We start from the raw sequence: 19,398 nt of genomic DNA on the forward strand, positions 1-19,398 counted from the left end.
TTTTATAAAAAAGACCAGACATAAATGAAGGGAATATTTATGTCTGGTCAGGTGTTGAACTGTATCGGCTATTAGCTAGTCGACTAACGCGTCACATTTGGCAGCGCAGATGAAATCGTTTTGATGTAAACCTTTAATGGAATGGCTCCACCATGTCACCGTCACTTTACCCCATTCCAATAAAAGACTAGGGTGATGAAATTCATCTTCCGCTAATTGTGCTATTTGGTTGGTAAACGCCCAAGCCAGTTTAAAGTTTTTAAACAGGTACACTTTTTCAAGCTGTGGGATTTCTCCGCGATGCACTAAAGTCCATCCGTCTAGCTCTTTGAGTAGGTTTTGTTGCTCTTCTGCAGTCAAAGCAACCGCATCAATACTGCACGCTTCACAACGCAATTCTTCAAGCATGTGTTTCTTCCTTGGGTTGAAATAATGGAGTAAGCAGCTCTGTTTTCATGGCCTTCTCGACTTGATACATTAAATTTTGTTGACTTAAATGGTATAAATCACTGAGATCATGGAGCACATAATACATCGGCTGCATAATATCGATGCGATAAGGCGTTCTCAGCACCTGCTGAATATCAAATATCTCTCTTTTTGGTACATCGCTATCTAGGCTATAAACCGTTTCCCCTGGAGAAGAGAGGATCCCGCCGCCATAAATCTTCGTCTCACCACGCTCTTGCACTAGACCAAATTCAACGCTAAACCAATATAGACGAGCGAGATAGACGCGCTGTTTGTGATCTGCCCTCGCCCCTAACTGGCCGTATTTATGGGTAAATGCTGCAAAATCAGGGTGGGTTAACATGGCACAATGACCAAAGATTTCATGGAAAAAATCGGGTTCTTGTAAGTAATCAAACTCTTCTCGTGTACGAAGAAATGTTGCCACTGGAAATTTTTTGTCAGCCAATAATGCAAAGAAACGGTCAAAGTTGATCAGAGCAGGAACCGGTTTAACTTGCCATCCCGTCTCACGCTGCAAGATGCGGTTAATGTCGGTCAATTGCGGGACATAATCATTCGGAAGCTGTAGCAGCTCTAATCCATCCAAGTAAGCTTGGCAAGCTCGCTGTTGAATTACCGCTTTTTGACGAGAAACCAAATCATGCCAAATAGCATCTTCAGCGCCGCTCCAATCGATCAAGCCTCTACTATTTAATGGCTTAGAATGATACTGAGTCATCACTGAACCTCATAACAAGTTAGTTACATTAAGCCTATCGCCTCCCTTCAACTCTGCCAATTCCTGCACAGCATATTAACCCCGCAGGCAATGTAACATATTTTTTACATTTTCTTTTTTTTACTTAAATATCATAAGTATGAATATGAAGGAGATATTTGACTTTGCCAGGTTGAGCAACAACACTTGAATGAATTACCACTCCGTCAGTCACAGCCTTTGCAAAGGATAGCTATCATGCATAAGGAAAATCCACCCGCTTGCAATCCACTTTGGATCCCTAGTGAAGAGCGCGTTTCCTCATCTAACTTAATGCAATTTATTCAACACATTAATATGCAAGGAGAAGCGATAGAGCATTACTCACAGCTTCATCAGTGGTCAATTGCAGATAAGAAACAATTCTGGCTTGAGGTGTGGCAGTTTTGCGATGTCATTGGCTTTCGCGGTAACTGTATTTATGGTGAAGGTATATCACGATGGGAACAATTTATCCCAGCACGTGACACGATCTGGTTTCCACAGGCACAACTCAACTACGCGGAAAATTTGCTCTCTTACGCTTTCCAGCAACCAGATGGCATTGCGGTGTGGTTTAAAAATGAGAATGGAAAAAGTCAGAAAATCACGTGGCAGCAACTCAATGATCAGGTCTCAATCCTTCAGCAATGGCTAACGCAAAATGGCGTAGAAAAAGGCGACGTAGTCGCTGGTTACTTACCTCATATTCCAGAAACCTTAGTTGCAATGCTTGCAGCCACCAGCTTAGGTGCTATTTGGACAGCCACCTCACCAGATTTTGGTGTAGACAGCGTGGTCGAGCGCTTTGGGCAAGTTAATCCCAAAATTCTTTTTTGCTGTAACGGCTATACTTTTAACGGCAAAACCCATTCAATGGAGGAGAAAAATACACACATTGTCGACGCAATTTCTAGCATCCAAAATACCTGCCAAATCGAATACTTACAGCAACGCTCGGTAAACATAACGATTAATGACGGATTTTCTGACTGGCATTCCATTTTCGCTAGTTACTTACCACGAGGTTTGCACTACAGCCGAGTTGGATTTAACGACCCACTGTTTATCCTTTATTCTTCTGGCACAACAGGCAAGCCAAAATGTATCGCTCATTCGGTTGGCGGGACAGTGCTGAACCACCTCAAAGAGCATCAACTACATTGTGACATTCAACCTAAAGACCGCGTCTTTTATTACACCACCTGCGGTTGGATGATGTGGAACTGGCATGTTTCTGCGCTCGCCAGTGGTGCGACATTAGTGATCTACGATGGCCACCCCATGTATCCACAACCTAGTGTGCTGTGGGAACTGGCCGAGGAGGCCGAGGTCACCTTGTTTGGAACGTCAGCGAAATACTTAGAAGCACTGCAAAAGACAGCCTTTTCACCAAGCGATTACTACCCGCTTTCTCATCTAAAGACACTTTGCTCTACTGGTTCGGTGTTGTATCCAGAGCAATTTGATTATGTCTATTCTAATATCAAAGCTGACTTACATCTCGCTTCTATCTCCGGTGGCACTGATATTTGCGGCTGCTTTGTATTAGGCAACCCCATATCCCCCGTTTATCGAGGAGAGTGCCAAGGCGCAGCGCTCGGATTAGATGTAGCAGTGTTCAATCAAGATGGTGAACCAACGACTGAACAGCGTGGAGAGTTGGTCTGTCGCAACAGTTTTCCTAACCAACCGATAGGTTTTTGGCACGATGATGGTGAACGCTACCATCACGCCTATTGGAATAAATATGCGGGTATTTGGCACCACGGCGATGAAGTAGCATGGACTGAAAATAAAGGCATGCGTTTTTATGGGCGCAGTGATACGACGTTAAACCCAGGAGGGGTACGCATCGGTACTGCGGAGATTTATCAACAAGTCAACGCACTTACGTCAGTTATTGACTCTATCGCTGTCGGTCAAAAAGTAGACAACGATGAACACATCATTCTTTTTGTGCAGCTTGTCGCTGGTTCAGAACTGGATGACAACTTAATCAATGAAATCAAACAACGACTTCGAACCCACTGCTCTCCACGCCATGTACCCGCTCAAATTTATGCTATTAGTGATATTCCCAGAACAAAATCGGGGAAACTGGTTGAACTGGCTGTTAAACAAACCATCCACAATGAAACCGTTAACAACCTTGGTTCTATCGCGAATAGTCGAGTGCTAAGTGAAATTCACCAGCTCTTTTTCAACAAATAACTAGTGAAATAGCAACAAAAACTCTTCTTCCTACCATCATAAGCATCACATAAAGCAGAATAAACAACCAATAATAGAAATAACAAGAGGAAAGTTGTGACACAATGCATCATGGCCAGTATATTAAAATGCCATTAACATACTACTCAGTGATATGCTTCACCAAAATAGAGGGAGATTTCGTCTTTATTTATGGATTACATTCATCTTTCGAGAATCAGTTTAAAGCACCTGACAGCGCTGCACATCATGTTAAGCACGCGTAGCGTTACACAGACAGCAACTCAGCTTTGTGTCAGCCCATCAAGTATCAGTAAGTGTTTGTCACAATTGCGCATTCTCATGGAAGATGAACTATTTTACCGAGACGGCACCCACTTGATTCCGACCCAGTTTGCACTGCAAATGGGGCCGACCGTTCACTCCATTTTGTCGAGTATGAATGGCTTACTACACCATGCTGATTTTGAGCCCATTGCCCACCAAGGTCAGTATCACCTTGCAATGAGAGAAAGCACTTTCGAAGTGTTTGCTTCGAAACTTGCCAATGTTGTATCCAACCAGGCACCCAACGCTTCCTTTACGATTTACTCAAAAGAACACTATGGATTTGATGCTCTACAAAGCGGTTTAGTCGACTTTATTTTACTACCACACGATATTAGCCAACCCCCCACTCGCGATAAAGAATTGGTATGGGAAGTACTTGAATATGATGAAATGGTCTGCTTAATGGGAAAGAACCACCCTCTGGCTAATGAAATATTGACCACCGAGCAGTATTTAGATTATTCACATATTGGTATTTTGGATAAGGAGCTCTCTGAGCCTTTCTTTGAAAAGAACCTAGCACAATGCCATCATGCGCGTCGAGTTCCTATTATCGTTGCCGATTTCGGTTCGGCGGCGGTACTTTGCCAACATACTGACTATCTCTTTACATGTTCTAAGAAATGGGCAGAACAGGCTTTGCAAGCACAGCAGTTAGTCACCAAACCACTTCCGTTTAATTACGGTACAGTCGCTTACAGTTTAGTTTGGAATAAGCCCAGCATGAACGACCAAGCCATTAGGTGGTTGTGTGAACAGCTCAGGCAACCTAGTTAGTTGAGTAATTGATTACTAGAATGAGATAAGCATTGAAAACAATAAGGGTCAGCAATACGCTGACCCTTATTGCTTGTTCTAATTTGCTTTTATTTTTGAGCAACCCTAGCCATGAGTTATTAGTCAACAAATAGAATCCTTTGACAAACATCACGTAGCTTTTAACCAGCTATTACGATCTCTATCACTAGGTGAAGAATACGTAATTTGAGAATGACCGAACAGTGAAATAATGTAAATAAGCAATTCTCAATATGGAAAACCATAAAAGACTTAGGACGTTAATCCAAATTACGAAAAATAAAGGCTATGGCAACTACCATTTCATCTATTAAAATAACATTCAATACCAGTTACTTTAGCAACCGAACCAAAAATACATTTTGTTTGTGTTCTCTAGGGAGTAACTCCACTCGACCTTGATGTGACTTGGCAATATCTTGTGTGATAGACATACCAAGCCCCGCACCATCACCTTTTTCGGTGTTCGCACGGTAAAAATTATCAAACAATTTCTCTCGTGTTTCTGTATCAATTTCTGGGCCGTTATCAGCGATTCGCACTTCGATATAATCACCACTATCGCTAATTACCACATGAATTTCACTGCCTTCACCGGAGTAACGAATCGCATTGTCGATTAAATTACTAAACAGCACCGTCAATAAGGTTTCATCTCCACGGATTTGAACATCAATAGCTTGTAGCGAAATCTCTTGCTTTTGCTTTAGCGTAATAGGCACAAGTTGAGCAATCACATTTTGTAACAGTTTGCGGAGATCTAGCGATGAGAATTGTGGATTCTGACTTTCGACTTTAGCTAACATCAAAAGTTGTTGGATCAGTCTGTCAGTCCTTTCTATCCCTCGCAAAATATTATTAAGATCGTTCTTTAATTGTTCTTCATTTTGGCTGTTAAGTGCATTTTCCGCATTAAGCCTCAATACGGTTAATGGTGTTTTTAGTTCATGAGCAGCCATGCGGGTAAAGCGTTTTTCTCGCTGCCACGCTTGATCAAGCTGACTTAATAGTTCATTCAATGCCGTCACTAACGGCGACAATTCAACCGTTGGGTTGGCCACATAAATACTATCGAGTTTATTCACACTACGCTGAGTAATTGCTCGTTTTAACTCTGAAATAGGCTCAAAGTGTATACCAATTAAGATCACCATAATGCCAGCTAAGCAAGGAATTAAGATCAATTGCGGCAACGCTGTCGACAACGCTAATTCGTGACTCATTTCTTGTCTGATGACTTGTTTTTCCGCGACAATCACATATTCAGGAGTAGTATGATAATTCTCAGGTAATGGTAATTGAAAAAAGCGCCACGATTCACCATTGAGCGTGACATCGCCAAAACCAACATATGCGGGGTTATGAGGTATTTTGCCAACCTCAGGGTTAGATCCCCATATCAGTAGTCCATTACGGTAAAACTGAAAAAGGATTTTTTTTTCGTATGGGTGACCAAAAGTGGTTGGGTCATCATGTCCCTTGGCTTGAGATTGCTGAGAAATTCGTTGCATCCAAGTGTCAAAAACTTGCTGAGACTCTGCCATAGAGCGCTCACCATCATCAACTGGCATACCTAATAAAAGCAGTTTGGCTGATTGCCCAAGACGTGCATCATAAACCTCATTGATTTCATATTGTGCGGCGCTGTAGCTGAAATACAGGGAAATGAGGATTAGTAACGAGGAGAGCATTACTACCGAAACAGTCAACCTCTTTTTAATCGAATAGCCATTTTTATTTTTCAATGATATACCCCACGCCACGGATGTTTTTTATCATGTTATTTGGAACTTTCTTTCGTAGGTTATGAATGTGCACTTCTATCGCATTATCGCTCGTGCCTTCATCCCACCCATGTAGAGATTGTAGCAGTTGTTCTTTGCTTACGACTCGGCCAGCTTGCGTCATCAATACGGCTAGTAATTTAAACTCGTTATTCGTAAGTTTAAGTCGTACTCCTTGATATTCAACCGCTTGTTCAGCTAACGACAGGGCTAAATCACCAATTTCCATACGTGTATCACAGAAACCGGATTGACGTCTGATCAACACCCGTAACCTTGCCATCAATTCTTCCAATGCAAAAGGCTTGACCAGATAGTCATCAGCTCCGCCATCTAAGCCTTTGACTTTGTCTTCAACATCATAACGCGCGGTTAAGATCAAAACAGGTAATGTATAACCCGCCCGACGCACATTTTTAAGCACAACTAAACCGTCAATATCAGGAAGGGTTAAATCTAAGATGATGGCAATAAACTGTTCGGTTTTTAAAGCCAAATCAACCCCACCACCTCTTTCTACCCAATCAACGGTATAGCCTTGGCGGCTTAATGAAGCCACCATAGACTGGCCGAGTAATACATCATCTTCAACCAACAACAAGCGCATGATTAATTAAGCTCTCCTATTCGCTTTTCTATTTCCTTTTGACGCCCCATATCAGCCAAAGGTCTATCGGGTCTTGCTTTGGCCTGTTGAGCTCGTTTCAAATAAGTCAGAGCATCCACTTTTCGGCCATCTTCAGCTAAAAAATCACCATGAAAATAATTAGAGTCGATACCATCGGGGTTAATTTCTAGCGCTTTTTTGAGCATTTTTTCCGCCATTTCATCGTCACCGAAGCCAATAGGCCACCCCGGCACTTGATAGTATAACGAACCTAAACTGGTATAAGCGGATCCATCTAACGTTTCTGGTGCTTGTTCAATCACTTGCTCAAGCAATACTTTTGCTTCTTTCACTAAAGAAAGCGCGCCCAGCCCACCATTAACGCCAGCTAAAGAGCCTTTATTGATAGCAAGCCAAACTTTTAACTCTGGGCGTTCAGGTTGATCATCGAGTGCTTTTTGATTACGTTCAATAAGCTTTTCTAAACAGTAAACCTGATGTTCTTTATCTTGCGATTGATATTGGCACACCGCCCATTTTTTTTGAATAGTGTTCAACGGATCTGCACTCGATGCAACCACAGGCTGGATACTGCCCATCGTTAATAGTGAAAGAAGTCCTATACAATATGTTTTCATCTTAAATCCCTCTTACTACTTTCCATGAACTTGATTAATGTAATGATGAATAGTGTCTTGTTGCTTGCGGATAGATTGAGAAACCAATGATGGAAACAATTGATTTAGCTTGGCAAACAGTTTTTCAGGCCACCCTATCCAATGTGATGCCTGCTCTTTTTCCAATATTTTAATAGCATGCTGCGCAACGACTTGGGGTGAGTCACTGGCGTTACCCAATTGTTTGTTCATTTGCTCGACTAACGGATCATTAAGGCTGGTGTTAGTTGCGCGCGGCGCAAGATAAAGCACACGAAGACCGGAACCATCAAGTTCACGATCTAACGCTTCGCTAAAGCGCTGTACTCCTGATTTTGCGGCACAATAACTGCTGTAACCTGGAAAGCCAATCGACCCAAAAGTCGACCCAATATTTAAAATAATTCCGGGGCGATTTAACCAACTTAGTGCAGCTTGGCTAAGCAGAATTGGCATCGTAAGGTTTAGGTGAATCTCTTGTTCTATCGACGCACTGCTCCGTTGAGCTAAAAAGCTGAACTGGTTAATCCCTGCATTATTAATCACCACATCAATGCGTTTGAGGTTATCTAGCTGGCGACACATCTGTTTCAGTTTGTCTAACCCATCGGCGGTTGATAGATCCACGCTTAAACAGTGATGGGCATCTGGGTTACTCAGTGATTGGCGAAGCGCTTGTAATTTTTCGATATTGCGAGCAACCAGCAACAACGTTGCCCCCTTTTCTTCCAATGCCAGCGCTAACTCATGGCCTATACCACCAGAGGCTCCAGTTAATAGAACGTGTTTTCCTTGCAGATCCATTTGATGCTCCTTAAGCAACGTTTTGCAAACTACTGGGCATTAAGTCATGCAACATTTTTCCGTAGAGATGAAAAACCATATTGGCAGAGTCAATGATCGCTTGCTGATCTTCAGGGTTGGTGATCTTATTCATCAAATCTTCAAACAATTTGATATGGTCTTGATCGAGCACACTGTGAGAGGTGAGATACGTCATCGCGCTATCCGGTAGTTGCAAAGTATGCTTCACCAACTGCGCCACTTGTCCCCCCACACCAACACTCGTACCTTCTAATACCCAAACCATACCGAAAAAAGCGATAGGATTAGCGCGGTCAATTTGATGATACAAATACGACACCATCAGCTCGATAGGCATACCCACACGGCCAGTTTCTTGGTTTGATCTAACAAGTTCAGCATCGGCACCACATGCTTGAATATCATTCAAAATCCACTCGTGATGACCTTTTTCTTCTTCGATATACTCTCCAATCGCTTGGCGTAACCATTCGTATTTTTCAGGCAATCGTCCTCCACATGCCATCAATAAAGGGACGGTATGCTTTACATGATGAAAAGCTTGAGTGAGAAAATTCACATAAGTCTCTTTATCTATATCCCCACGCTGACAGGCAGCAAAAATAGGGGCTTGGAGCATCGACATTTGCGCAGGTAAAGTTTGCTGTTTTAATGTTTGAAAAAATTGACTCATCATCGGTTCCTCAAGAATAAATTGACATAGGGGCAATAGAAATTCGCTGCACAGAGCTGGGGACGTTGGTGTCGCTTAACCAAGACTCAAAAGCTTGGCGAATCGGCCGCCCATTACTTGTAAATAAGTGATGGTATGAACGTAGATCGCTCACCGTAAGCACATCACCAATGTTGGCGTAATCTGGCAATTTTTGGTTAAGTTGCTCAATGGCTGATAACACCAGTGATTGATCGCCGCCATCAACAACGGCGGTTAGGTGCTGCTGACCTTCACCAACCACAACCATGGTGCGTAAAGGCGCAAAAATTTGCGCTTCAGATTCAACCCATTCCGGCGATACATTCCGGCCAAAACTGGTGATAATCTGGTTTTTCTTACGACCAGTAATAGAAAGGTAACCTTGCTCATCCAGCGAACCCAAATCGCCCGTGGCTAGCCATTGCTCATTAAAAGGTTGGTTGATATAACCCAGCGCAACATTATCTTTAACAAGCACTTCTCCATCCGGCGCAATCATCACTTTTGAATGCGGTAATACTCGTCCACATGTGCCCATTTTCAGTTGTGATGGTGTATTTAAACTCACCACAGAGCCGCATTCCGACAGGCCGTAACCCTCAAAAGCCGGAATGTGCATCGCGTGAGCATACTGCATCAACTGCGGGGCAACACGCGCGCCACCCACCGCGACAAAAACCAGCGAGGCGACAAGAGCAGCATCCTGTTTAGCAACGTGAATCAAAGCCATTAACAACGCAGGGGTAAGCACTAGGCTATTGGGTTGATAGCTAGCCAGTGCATGTGCGAAACGCTGTGCATCAAACTGGCTCGACCCCACTAAGCCCACGTCTTCACCTCGCAGTACCACAGAGCTAGCACCAAGCATGATTGGTACATAGATACCGGTAATATTTTCTAGCAAAGTGGACAGAGGCAGTAAAACCAAGTGAGTATCGCATTTCGCTTGCGTCGCAATCGCTTCCTTTAAAGTCATGCTCACAGTAGCAAGGTGTTGACTGCTTAAGCACACCCCTTTCGGTGTTCCTGTTGAGCCTGAAGTGAATATGACTTTGGCACTATGGGCAAGTAACCGAGCAGGCTGCACATCACAGATTTTCCATACATCCAGCGACCCAATCGTCACGGCTAGCGGCTGTACTAATGATGCTGATAAGGTATCAGGCCAATCTCCCAACAGTAAATCGACACCCGCAGAGTCTAAAGTGTGGCGGATTTGCTCCGCTGTAAAAAACATCGGGATCGGTACAATCGGCAACTTAATATACATAGCCGCAAGGTCTGCTATCACCCAATCCAAACTGTTTTCAGCGCGCAGAGCAATACAGTGAGGCTGTAAAGATTCAAGTATTGACGCGTAGCCTTTCACTTTTTCTAGCAGTTGAGCATAACTCAGTCTCATCACTTGGTCAGAGCTATGCGAACAGCCGATAAAGGCAATACGGTCAGGCGTTAGTTCCGCACGCTGCATTAAGGTTTCAATAATGGCAGACATCACTACTCTCCTATAACCGTACGGCTGTGGTTTACAAATAAGCTCTGCAAATGCGCCAACCCTTGCTTTAAGTTACCGGCAACAATACGCGGTTGATGCTGATAGTAATTTCCCCATATTTGGGTAGCATCAGCAATTCGATTTGGATCCGCTTCTGCTAATATCGTAGGGGTTAAGCCTAAACGGCACATCATGGCATAAAGGGGATCGGTCGCTGTAAAAATGCACCACTCAAAACCCGATGCCACCAATTTTTCAGTCATGAGTAGGAAATGGACCGGTGACATTCCTCTAGAAAATGATGCCAGTTGACCAAACTCAATTAAGCTTTCACGGCTAATAGCTTGGCTAAAAACGTTAGACAAGATAGCTTCCGCTGGCTCATCTAAATATTGCTCAAGAAACAAGGCTTCATTGCTGGCAATGCGAAAACCGCATAAAGACTGGATATGGTCGTGCTCGAGCAGAGCAAGAAACGTTGGCATGAAACTATTGAGTTTCGCGTCAAACGCTAGGGCGTACCGTTCACCGATATACGCTTCGACTTCTTTACGTTTTGGGTGGTCTTTTTCAACCATCTCTAACACTAGTGTGTTTGCTCGTAAGAGATCTTTCATTTGTTCACCCTCTAACTTTGATTTCATAGTGAGAATAAGAAATGAAACTTAAGGGAAACTTAAGAAAGTAAATTTTTTGCTACACGCATAAAAAAACCGCGCTTTACAGCGCGATTTCTAAGGGAAAATACCGAGATAAAATCGTGAACTAGGATGAAAGGATTATTTACGACCCACGCCCATCACAACTGGCGCTAGACCATTTTTTGTTTGCATCTCAAAAGCCACTGAGGTTTCAACCTGACTAAAACATGCATCTTTAAGTAGTGTTTCGATCTGACGTTGGCTAAGACCATATTCAGGATCATCCTCTGCTACTAACCAGTCCCAGTGCACAAATAAGCCATTGTCATCCAGTAAAGAATGGATAATTGTGAGCACTTCACTCAAATTAGGCACAAAACCACAAACAGAAGAAGCAACGACAAGGTCAAATTGCTTACGAAAGGCAGGGTGCTGCGCGACTAAACCACGGGTCAAGAAGTCAACCACAGGTTCAACATTAGACAGTTCTTTTTTGTCTAACTCTTCAATCATCGCTTCCGAGCTGTCTAATGCGACAATATCCTTTACTTGTGGTGACATCAATTGGCTCAATAAACCCGTACCACAGCCAAAATCAAAAACATGTTTGCCATTGAGTGACGCTAACTTCTGAAGCTGCTGAAAAACGTTCTGTGCAAAAATAGTCGTGGACTCATCCTGTTCCCACTCAGCTGCGTACTCATCCCATTCGTTCGCCATCATGGCCTCCGTATTACTTCTTGTATTGGGGTAATATTGCCAAGAGTAAACCAAAACTATGTGACGTTCATAGCGTTACAACGCAATCTTATTCAAGAAATGGGGCGCTTATTTCATTTGGCGAGAAAACAGACAGATAGGCATCCAACTGAAAATTGTTTATGATCCGCTGACTATCATCACTTGTGATTACTATATCTTCGAGTCTTTATGAATCTCTCGCAAATTGAAGCATTTTGTTCCGTCGCAGAAACCGGTTCTGTTTCTGAAGCGGCACGGCAGCTAGAATGTAACCGCACTAAACTGAGCATGGCGATAAAAGCATTAGAGAAAGAGCTCGATACTGCCCTGTTTGTGCGAACCGGTAATAACCTCACGCTTTCGGAAGCAGGTAAAGCGATCTACAAAGATTGTGAAAGCGTGTTGGTGACGATTGCGCGGATAAAGCACACCTGCACTCAAGTCTCACGTGGGTTTAACGCCGAAATGTGGATAGCCCGTGATGACTCACTACCCGATGCACTATGGCAAGATTTTGCGCATCAGCTCAATAATCGTTTTCCAGCCACGTCATTCAACTTAGTACTCGCATCGAGCGGTGACTTAGCCAACTTAATTGCCACTCACCAAGTTGACTTCGCGTTTGGCGTTGATTACGAGCGTATCAATGACCCCAGAATTACCTACCAGCCTTTGGGCAAAATCCGCATGATGTCGGTGTGTAAAAGTGACCACCCACTGACCAAAATCAAACGTGTAACCGATGAAGAACTCCGCAAAGCAATGCAAGCGGTGATGGTTTACCTAAATGAGAAGGATAATCCAGAGCTACAACCTTTTTCACGTCGATACATCGGTTTCTCAAGTTTTGATTACATGCTCAACACCATTTTGACAGAAAATGCATGGGGAGTTTTGCCCGAGCCACTTATTCGCCGTTATTTGCGTGAACAAAAACTAACGGTAATCAAGCATACTTATGGTTTAACCCAAGAAGATTATTGCATGTTCACCGCAACAGGCATGGCGGAACATCCTGGAATGAATTGGTTGGCGGATAAACTCAGCGATTACTTGTTTGATTTTTAATCCAATCGAGACTCAAGCAGTCAGTGTCAAAAAAACTGACAGGCAGATAATTCGTAACTCTTTGTTTTTAAATAAAATAATAATTTCACATTGATTCCACTATCAATTACGCTCACTTAACGATTGTCAAAAATGGGTTTTCAGCCAAAATAACACTATGTTTTCAACAGGTATTATTTTATGTGCGCTCGAACAAGAAATAACGAAAATCGCGTATTAACGATTTCTGCCCTTTTGGCTTCTGGCTTTGCTGGAGGTGGTTTAGTGGTAGGTATGCTTGTCGGCTCATTAGTTATCGTGTTTGATGGTGTCTATTCACTGGTCAGCTTGCTGTTAACATTATTGTCGCTGGTGGCTTCACGTTATATCCGTAAACCTTCAGATTCTCAATTTCCATTGGGTAGAGCCGTTTTTGAACCAGCGGTAATTGCAATTAAAGCCAGCGTGATTTTATTAGTAGTGAGTTATTCGCTCTACTCAGCTGTCGTTGCATTATTTACTGGTGGGCGTGAAGTGGATGCTTCTATCGCAACACTCTTTGGCGCAATCAACGTTATTGGCTGTGGCTTTGCCTGGTGGTTTATTGCTCAAAAAAGTAAGCGTTACTCTTCTGGCTTAATCGAAGCAGAAACGAAACAGTGGCAAATGGACACGCTATTAAGTGTCGTGGTAACCGTAGGTTTCTTAGTGGCTTTTTTAGTGACAATGTCACCTTATGCGGAGTATGCCGTATATGTAGATCCAATGATGATGCTACTAATGTCGTTTTATTTTATTAAAGTGCCTTACGACATGCTCAAATCCGCGATGCGTGAATTACTGATGATGTCGGCGAGCAAAGAAATTTGTAACACAGTTGACCAAGGCGTAATAGCCGCAGGTGAAGAATCAGACCAAGAGATTGAATTGACTTCCGTGACTAAAGTAGGCCATGAGTTATGGGTAAACGTAGATATTCGCCCAGAAGAGAATGAAATGATTGCTATCGAAGATATTGAAAGTACACGTCGTTCGTTACATAAGCGTTTATCGAAACTGCCTTTTGAATTGCAATTAAACATGAACATTGCACGATAGTCACAAACCTTCATAAAAAAGACCTCAACCATTATGGTGAGGTCTTTTTGTTTCTAATAGCCAATTCGCCTAGCTTGCTTGTGTTGCCTCGCTCTCTTTAACAGATGACGATCTATCTTTTGTCGCCCACCAACACATTAATGAGCCAATGGTGACCATCACGACACCTTGCCAAAAACTGACACCGAGCACCACTCCCAATATAACCGAAGAAAATAGCATCGAAATGACAGGAGTGAAATAGGAAAGCGTAGCCAGTAACAGCATATTTCCTCGAATAATCGCGACATTCCACAACGCATAGCCACTGCCCATAACCACACCAGTGATCACTAAATTTAAAGTAGCAGGGAGTGTAAATACTAACGCTCGTTCATCACTGAAGAAATATTGAATCCAAAGTGCGCTGGCTGTGGCGATAAAAAAGACGATAATTGCATTTTGTCCATTCGCTAACTGTTTGGTAATATTGCAATACACAGCCCAAATAATCGCTCCCGCAAACGCCATGCTATAAGTCGCTGGGTTAGTGGCGATGTTGCGAGAAAACTGTTCGATAGAAAAGCCATCATCACCAGCGATCGTCCACGCCACCCCCACAAAAGCTAATACAACGCTCGGGTAAACGAATAAATTAATGGGTTTACGAGTAACAATAACAGCCAACAACACTGTCAGTGCTGGCCATAAGTAATTGATAACTGCCATTTCTAACGCTTGATGACGGTCATTTGCCATGCCAAGTGCTAGCGCTAAGCAAATTTCATAGCTGACAAAAAGCGCGCCACCAATCAGCAAGTAACGTAAAGAAAATTGCTTTAGCTTAGGAAAACCCATCACTAGCACGAGAAATATAGAACTCACTGTGTAGATCAAAGCCGCCCCCCCAATTGGGCTAAATTGCTCAGCCACTGTTCGGGTGAGCCCCATAAGACAGCTCCATAGCAAAATGGCAGCCACACCAAACAAGGTGTGCTTATGTTGTTTCAATGATGACCTTCCTCGCTGTTATTTAACTGGTTGAGAGACTGTTGACTTCTTTTAATGAGCGAATCACTCGGGCTGGTGTACCACCAACCAGTGTATCGGGTGGCACATCTTGATTAACCACAGAATTGGCCGCCACAACCGAACGCGCACCAATGGTGACACCTTGGTTAACAATCACGTTACCGCCAATCCAAACATCATCTTCCACTACGATGGGTTTACAAAACGTCTCCCATAAACGGCGACTGCGATAATCTAAAGAGTGAGAAGGTGTATAAAATTGAGTATTAGGGCCAATAAGAACATGATTGCCAATGGTAATACAAGCACCGTCTAACATAGTGACATTCATATTGATAAAAGTTTCGTCACCAATGTGAATCGTTTCACCAAACTCACAGTGAAAAGGAGGTTGAACAACGCTGTGACCAATGGCACCGAACAGTTGCTGCTGTAATGAATAACGCTGCGACGCATCACAACATTGGTTAATTTGAATTTGCAATTGAGCCGCTTTGCAACGAATTCTATCTATTTCAGGATCGGCACCATCAAAGATTTGTCCATCCATCATTTTTTCCATTTCAGTCATCTTTTCACTCCTCATCGCAATAAAAAGCCAGAGTACGCTGAAATAAAAAAGAAAAAAGAGAAAATGTCGCTCGTACATTTTCCCCCTTTTTACATCGCTCATGGCGAATTAAATGATTTCCCAACTATGGGTCATCACCACACCTTTACCTAACATCAAACAGACTGAGCAGTATTTCTCTAATGAATCTTGAGCTACCTTTGCCACCACGGTAGGGTCAAGGTTTTCTCCAGAAACTTCAAAATGAATGTTTACCGCGGTAAAAATACGCGGTGCTGTGTCGCGGCGCTCTGTGGTTAATTTAGCAACACACGATGTCACATTTTGCTTGGCCGATTTCAAACCATCAACTACATCGACAGAGCTACAACCACCAGCGGCCATCAGAACCATTTCCATTGGGCTTGGTGCACTCGCACCGCCACTACCATCCATCACAATAGAGTGACCCGATTGTGATTGCCCTAAAAATTTAAAATCTTCAACCCACTTAACTTCTGCTTGCATCACTTGATCTCTTATTCATTGGCTGTGAATTATACCAATCACCGTAAGTCAGTGTTCCGAAATAGCGTAGAAAAAATGCTTGATAGCAAGGCGAAATTTTTCGATAAGTAGCTATTCTACAATCAAAAATTCTAACGCTGTTATCGAATATTTAAACAAGCTAGGATGACCAGTTATTTACTACGATTGGTATTACTGTTTATCGGAAGGGAAAACCACTCCGGTTTGACGGCGTATTTCCGTTAATAATTTGGACACCAGTAGTGAACGTTGTTTGCATTGCTCATCAATACTGTTTCGCTGGATTTGCGCGGCAAATTTCTGAGCTTCATAAAACATGCGATTCGTTTGTTGATCAACACTTAAATCTTCACGACAGCCACTGCGACTAATTTTTGTGACACTATTGCAGATAGAAATCATCTCAACTTGCAACGCAGCCTCTTCACCTTGGATCTCACTTGGCAAGTAAGAATCGCTAGTTTTGGAGTGCATTAACACCACATCAAAACCTTTGTATCCTAGAATGACACTGCCATTGCCATCCACCCCCGTATCCAACAAATGAGCTTGGGCTTGAACTGAGTCTGGCTCACCAAACAATTCAACCGCAGAACCTAGACAGTAGTAACCAATATCCATGATGGAACCATTAGAAAATTCAGCTAAGAAAGTGTTTGGTCTTTGGCCATTTAAATATTTAGGGTAACGAGATGAGTATTGGCAGTAGCTAATCATCGCTTTGCGAATAGCACCAATTTGCGATAACTGCTGTTTAATAACAGCAAAATTTGGTAAATGCGGCGTCATAAATGCTTCAAATAAAATGACATTTTGCTGCTCTGCCACTTTATACATCTGCTGCGCTAGTGGGTAATTTGATGCCAAAGGCTTTTCACATATGACATGCTTACCTGCCTCCATCATTTGAATCGACTGCGGACCATGCAGTGCATTAGGACTTGCAATATAGACCGCGTCAACCTCATCGCACTCCCCTAACTGGACTAAATCGGTAAATAAAACCGGAGAATCGTATTTCGCTGCAAATTCTTTTGCTTTATCGAAACTGCGCGAGTAGACCGCCGTCAGCTTAAAAGCACCTGTTTTTAATGCGCCTTCAATAAATTGATCGGTAATCCAGTTGGTTCCAATAACCGCTAAGCGAATCATAATGAGCTCCTTTTACAAATTTCACTCATTATCTGGAGTTACGGAGTAGGAAGCAATCTTACTTTACAAGAATAAAATGAAGAAAACCCCACCAAGCTTTCGCCTAGTGGGGTTCCAGTTCTTACTCGCAGCAATCCAGCTACTAATAGGTGCTCCCTGCATCTATTCCTTGATAGTTGGCTGACTCCTTCAGCGCAATCCTTTTCATCGCCTTCCTAGCGGTGTCCTTAATCTGTCTTCCTGACAGATTCGTGCAATTATCCTTTGCACCGTACATTAACCATCCTTGATAACCATCCTAGTTATTCAGCATCCAGCTAATGTCCTTCGCTTTCCTTGCCGATAATTCTTCCCGAATCATCGAATCTTCATCCTGAAGATGACCTATCCTTGGGTCTTTCCTGTTCCGTGTCCGCTTCCTGCTGACAACTTAAGATTACTTTTTTTACGTTAACGAACAATTACCGTTCTGAAAAAACTTTTCTACACTATAAATTGATTGCAATTATAATGATTTATTTTCAATGAGTTAAAAATACAACATCTCATTCTACGGCATCAATAAACGCTAAAATCTTACAGTCCGTGTAAGAGATCTCGCACAAAGAAAATCCTAAATATGTCCATTGAAGAAATTTTTGTGAAGAAAAAAACGGGATAGAGCTCTCACTCTAATTTAAGAAATATCTTCGCTAAAATAGATTTACTCTAGACTCAGTGCTCGAAAACTAGGATATTAATGCTGATCTTTATCACAAATCCCTATTTAGTCTGGGGAGCAAAGAAAAATCATTAGAGGAACAAAGCATGATTTCGAAATGGGCACAACGCTTTTACCAAATGGCAGAACTTGTTGGCTCTTGGAGTAAAGACCCGTCAACCCAAGTGGGTGCAGTCATTACCAAACAAAATCGCATCGTTTCCGTTGGCTTCAATGGCTATCCACACGGCATTTCAGACAGCGCAGGAACCGATGATCGAGATATGAAATATCTCAAAACCTTGCATGCTGAGGAAAACGCGATTCTTTTTGCTAAGCGTGATTTAGATGGCTGTGAGATTTACGTGACTCATTTCCCTTGCCCAAACTGTGCGGCAAAAATTATTCAAACCGGTATTTCTGCGGTTCACTGCCCTGAACAAACGGAAGACTTTTTGTCTCGCTGGGGTGATAAAATCAAAGTCAGCCAAGATATGTTTTTACAAGCCGGAGTAAAAGTAAACTGGCTACCGCTAGATAGCCTAAAGTAAGTAACAACATATTCAATACTAAACGCCCTCCGATATTGGAGGGCGCTTTACATTACAGTTGAATCTTTTTGACCATTCCAGCTTCAGCGTGGCCTGGAATGTTACAAGCGAACTCTATGTTTTTGTCAAACTAGGGAATTGCACTAAATTATCAAATTCTTTGCGCAAAGATTCCGTCGTTACCCTTTCACGCTGTTGATCTTGAGGTTTCAGTTGAATAACCGTTTCTGTCATCGTCAGCGGAGCCGGATCGGTCGCGGTTTCTGCTCGACCAATTTTCCCCCACACGGTTTCTACTTCCGGAACTGTTTTGATGAGTTTGTTGGTTTGCTGTAATAGCTCACGAGCCTTACCGATAGAAATGCTCGGATAAGTGGTCGGCATATACATTAAATCCCCTTCATCTAAAGGAGGAATGAACTCGCTGACTAGTTTGCTCAGTGGATAATAAGCTGACGCCATCAAAGATGCACTCGACACCATTGATGATGTGATCAAAACCACGACCATCAGCACTGAAAACCAAATTGTATGCGTTACTTGTTGCATAACAACATCACTCTAGTATTAAATAGCTTGAATAGACTAAAGTATCCCCTAGGGGCAAGGTCAATAGCTTATCGGTTATATATGATTCAAAAATGAGAATAGGCAACATAATTTTAATTAAATGACTGCATCTCCAAAGCGTTACAGATACAGCAACTACACTCTAAACATAATGCTTTGAAGTGAGCTCTAAGTT

Annotated in this window: 19 protein-coding genes and 2 pseudogenes; 5 read left to right on the forward strand and 16 right to left on the reverse strand. The window is 42.6% G+C overall.

Annotated elements, in window-relative coordinates:
* Positions 1 to 75 precede the first annotated feature (75 nt).
* Both EYW48_RS08525 and phhA read right to left on the reverse strand, forming a co-directional pair.
* A complete protein-coding gene (locus EYW48_RS08525; protein ID WP_053310492.1) occupies positions 76 to 408 on the reverse strand; it encodes a 4a-hydroxytetrahydrobiopterin dehydratase in 333 nt (110 codons plus the stop codon).
* Positions 401 to 1,192 (reverse strand): phenylalanine 4-monooxygenase, encoded by a 792-nt coding sequence (phhA, locus tag EYW48_RS08530; protein ID WP_261918596.1) that lies wholly within the window; start codon positions 1,190 to 1,192, stop codon positions 401 to 403. The genes EYW48_RS08525 and phhA overlap by 8 nt, the downstream gene beginning before the upstream one ends.
* A gap of 237 nt (positions 1,193 to 1,429) precedes the next feature.
* Between phhA and EYW48_RS08535 the strand changes: the two genes are divergently transcribed.
* Complete coding sequence (locus EYW48_RS08535; protein ID WP_176313879.1) at positions 1,430 to 3,424, forward strand: acetoacetate--CoA ligase; 1,995 nt, start codon at positions 1,430 to 1,432, stop codon at positions 3,422 to 3,424.
* Between the two features lie 192 nt (positions 3,425 to 3,616).
* Complete coding sequence (locus EYW48_RS08540; protein ID WP_171981701.1) at positions 3,617 to 4,531, forward strand: LysR family transcriptional regulator; 915 nt, start codon at positions 3,617 to 3,619, stop codon at positions 4,529 to 4,531.
* Positions 4,532 to 4,884: 353 nt separating this feature from the next.
* On the opposite strand, the gene EYW48_RS08545 is transcribed toward EYW48_RS08540, so the two are convergent.
* From EYW48_RS08545 to EYW48_RS08580, 8 genes are all read right to left on the reverse strand, one after another.
* On the reverse strand, positions 4,885 to 6,297 hold the full coding sequence (locus EYW48_RS08545; RefSeq protein ID WP_277432248.1) for an ATP-binding protein: 1,413 nt from the start codon (positions 6,295 to 6,297) through the stop codon (positions 4,885 to 4,887).
* A complete protein-coding gene (locus EYW48_RS08550) occupies positions 6,287 to 6,943 on the reverse strand; it encodes a response regulator (RefSeq protein ID WP_261918595.1) in 657 nt (218 codons plus the stop codon). The genes EYW48_RS08545 and EYW48_RS08550 overlap by 11 nt, the downstream gene beginning before the upstream one ends.
* A gap of 2 nt (positions 6,944 to 6,945) precedes the next feature.
* Positions 6,946 to 7,542 (reverse strand): hypothetical protein, encoded by a 597-nt coding sequence (locus EYW48_RS08555; protein ID WP_277432255.1) that lies wholly within the window; start codon positions 7,540 to 7,542, stop codon positions 6,946 to 6,948.
* Between the two features lie 54 nt (positions 7,543 to 7,596).
* The gene (locus EYW48_RS08560; RefSeq protein ID WP_274702110.1) at positions 7,597 to 8,403 is read right to left on the reverse strand and encodes an SDR family oxidoreductase; all 807 of its coding nucleotides are present in this window, start codon (positions 8,401 to 8,403) and stop codon (positions 7,597 to 7,599) included.
* Between the two features lie 10 nt (positions 8,404 to 8,413).
* Positions 8,414 to 9,097 carry an iron-containing redox enzyme family protein gene (locus tag EYW48_RS08565; protein ID WP_277432249.1) on the reverse strand — a complete coding sequence of 228 codons (684 nt, stop codon included), beginning with the start codon at positions 9,095 to 9,097 and terminating at the stop codon, positions 8,414 to 8,416.
* A gap of 10 nt (positions 9,098 to 9,107) precedes the next feature.
* Positions 9,108 to 10,613 carry an AMP-binding protein gene (locus EYW48_RS08570; RefSeq protein WP_277432250.1) on the reverse strand — a complete coding sequence of 502 codons (1,506 nt, stop codon included), beginning with the start codon at positions 10,611 to 10,613 and terminating at the stop codon, positions 9,108 to 9,110.
* Positions 10,614 to 10,615: 2 nt separating this feature from the next.
* Complete coding sequence (locus EYW48_RS08575) at positions 10,616 to 11,191, reverse strand: thermostable hemolysin (RefSeq protein WP_253910156.1); 576 nt, start codon at positions 11,189 to 11,191, stop codon at positions 10,616 to 10,618.
* A gap of 201 nt (positions 11,192 to 11,392) precedes the next feature.
* Positions 11,393 to 11,974: a class I SAM-dependent methyltransferase gene (locus EYW48_RS08580; RefSeq protein ID WP_277432256.1), complete on the reverse strand. Its 582-nt coding sequence runs from the start codon at positions 11,972 to 11,974 to the stop codon at positions 11,393 to 11,395.
* A gap of 210 nt (positions 11,975 to 12,184) precedes the next feature.
* On the opposite strand from EYW48_RS08580, the gene EYW48_RS08585 reads away from it, so the two are divergent.
* Positions 12,185 to 13,063, forward strand: coding sequence for a LysR family transcriptional regulator (locus EYW48_RS08585; RefSeq protein WP_053310480.1), 879 nt, complete (start codon positions 12,185 to 12,187; stop codon positions 13,061 to 13,063).
* 180 nt (positions 13,064 to 13,243) lie between these two features.
* Positions 13,244 to 14,140, forward strand: coding sequence for a cation diffusion facilitator family transporter (locus EYW48_RS08590; RefSeq protein WP_053310479.1), 897 nt, complete (start codon positions 13,244 to 13,246; stop codon positions 14,138 to 14,140).
* 69 nt (positions 14,141 to 14,209) lie between these two features.
* Here EYW48_RS08590 and yddG read toward each other — a convergent pair whose 3' ends face one another.
* The 4 genes from yddG to EYW48_RS08610 form a co-directional block, all read right to left on the reverse strand.
* Entirely contained in the window at positions 14,210 to 15,130 is a 921-nt protein-coding gene (gene yddG, locus EYW48_RS08595) for an aromatic amino acid DMT transporter YddG (protein ID WP_277432251.1), read from the reverse strand.
* Positions 15,131 to 15,152: 22 nt separating this feature from the next.
* A complete protein-coding gene (locus tag EYW48_RS08600) occupies positions 15,153 to 15,722 on the reverse strand; it encodes a sugar O-acetyltransferase (RefSeq protein ID WP_053310477.1) in 570 nt (189 codons plus the stop codon).
* A gap of 108 nt (positions 15,723 to 15,830) precedes the next feature.
* Complete coding sequence (locus EYW48_RS08605; protein ID WP_053310476.1) at positions 15,831 to 16,229, reverse strand: OsmC family protein; 399 nt, start codon at positions 16,227 to 16,229, stop codon at positions 15,831 to 15,833.
* A 192-nt stretch (positions 16,230 to 16,421) separates the two neighbouring features.
* Complete coding sequence (locus EYW48_RS08610) at positions 16,422 to 17,402, reverse strand: Gfo/Idh/MocA family oxidoreductase (protein WP_274682307.1); 981 nt, start codon at positions 17,400 to 17,402, stop codon at positions 16,422 to 16,424.
* 807 nt (positions 17,403 to 18,209) lie between these two features.
* Here EYW48_RS08610 and EYW48_RS08615 point away from each other — a divergent pair.
* Positions 18,210 to 18,653, forward strand: coding sequence for a cytidine/deoxycytidylate deaminase family protein (locus tag EYW48_RS08615; RefSeq protein ID WP_053310474.1), 444 nt, complete (start codon positions 18,210 to 18,212; stop codon positions 18,651 to 18,653).
* A gap of 52 nt (positions 18,654 to 18,705) precedes the next feature.
* Here EYW48_RS08615 and EYW48_RS08620 read toward each other — a convergent pair.
* Together EYW48_RS08620 and EYW48_RS08625 are read right to left on the reverse strand one after the other, a co-directional pair.
* Positions 18,706 to 18,780 (reverse strand): annotated as a pseudogene (locus EYW48_RS08620) (copper-binding protein); the annotation flags it as partial.
* Positions 18,777 to 19,139: pseudogene (locus tag EYW48_RS08625) on the reverse strand (efflux RND transporter permease subunit); the annotation flags it as partial. The pseudogenes EYW48_RS08625 and EYW48_RS08620, both read right to left, overlap by 4 nt.
* Between the last annotated feature and the right edge of the window lie 259 nt (positions 19,140 to 19,398).

This window comes from Vibrio sp. 1180_3 (genome assembly GCF_029478545.1).
Lineage (GTDB): Bacteria > Pseudomonadota > Gammaproteobacteria > Enterobacterales > Vibrionaceae > Vibrio > Vibrio aestuarianus.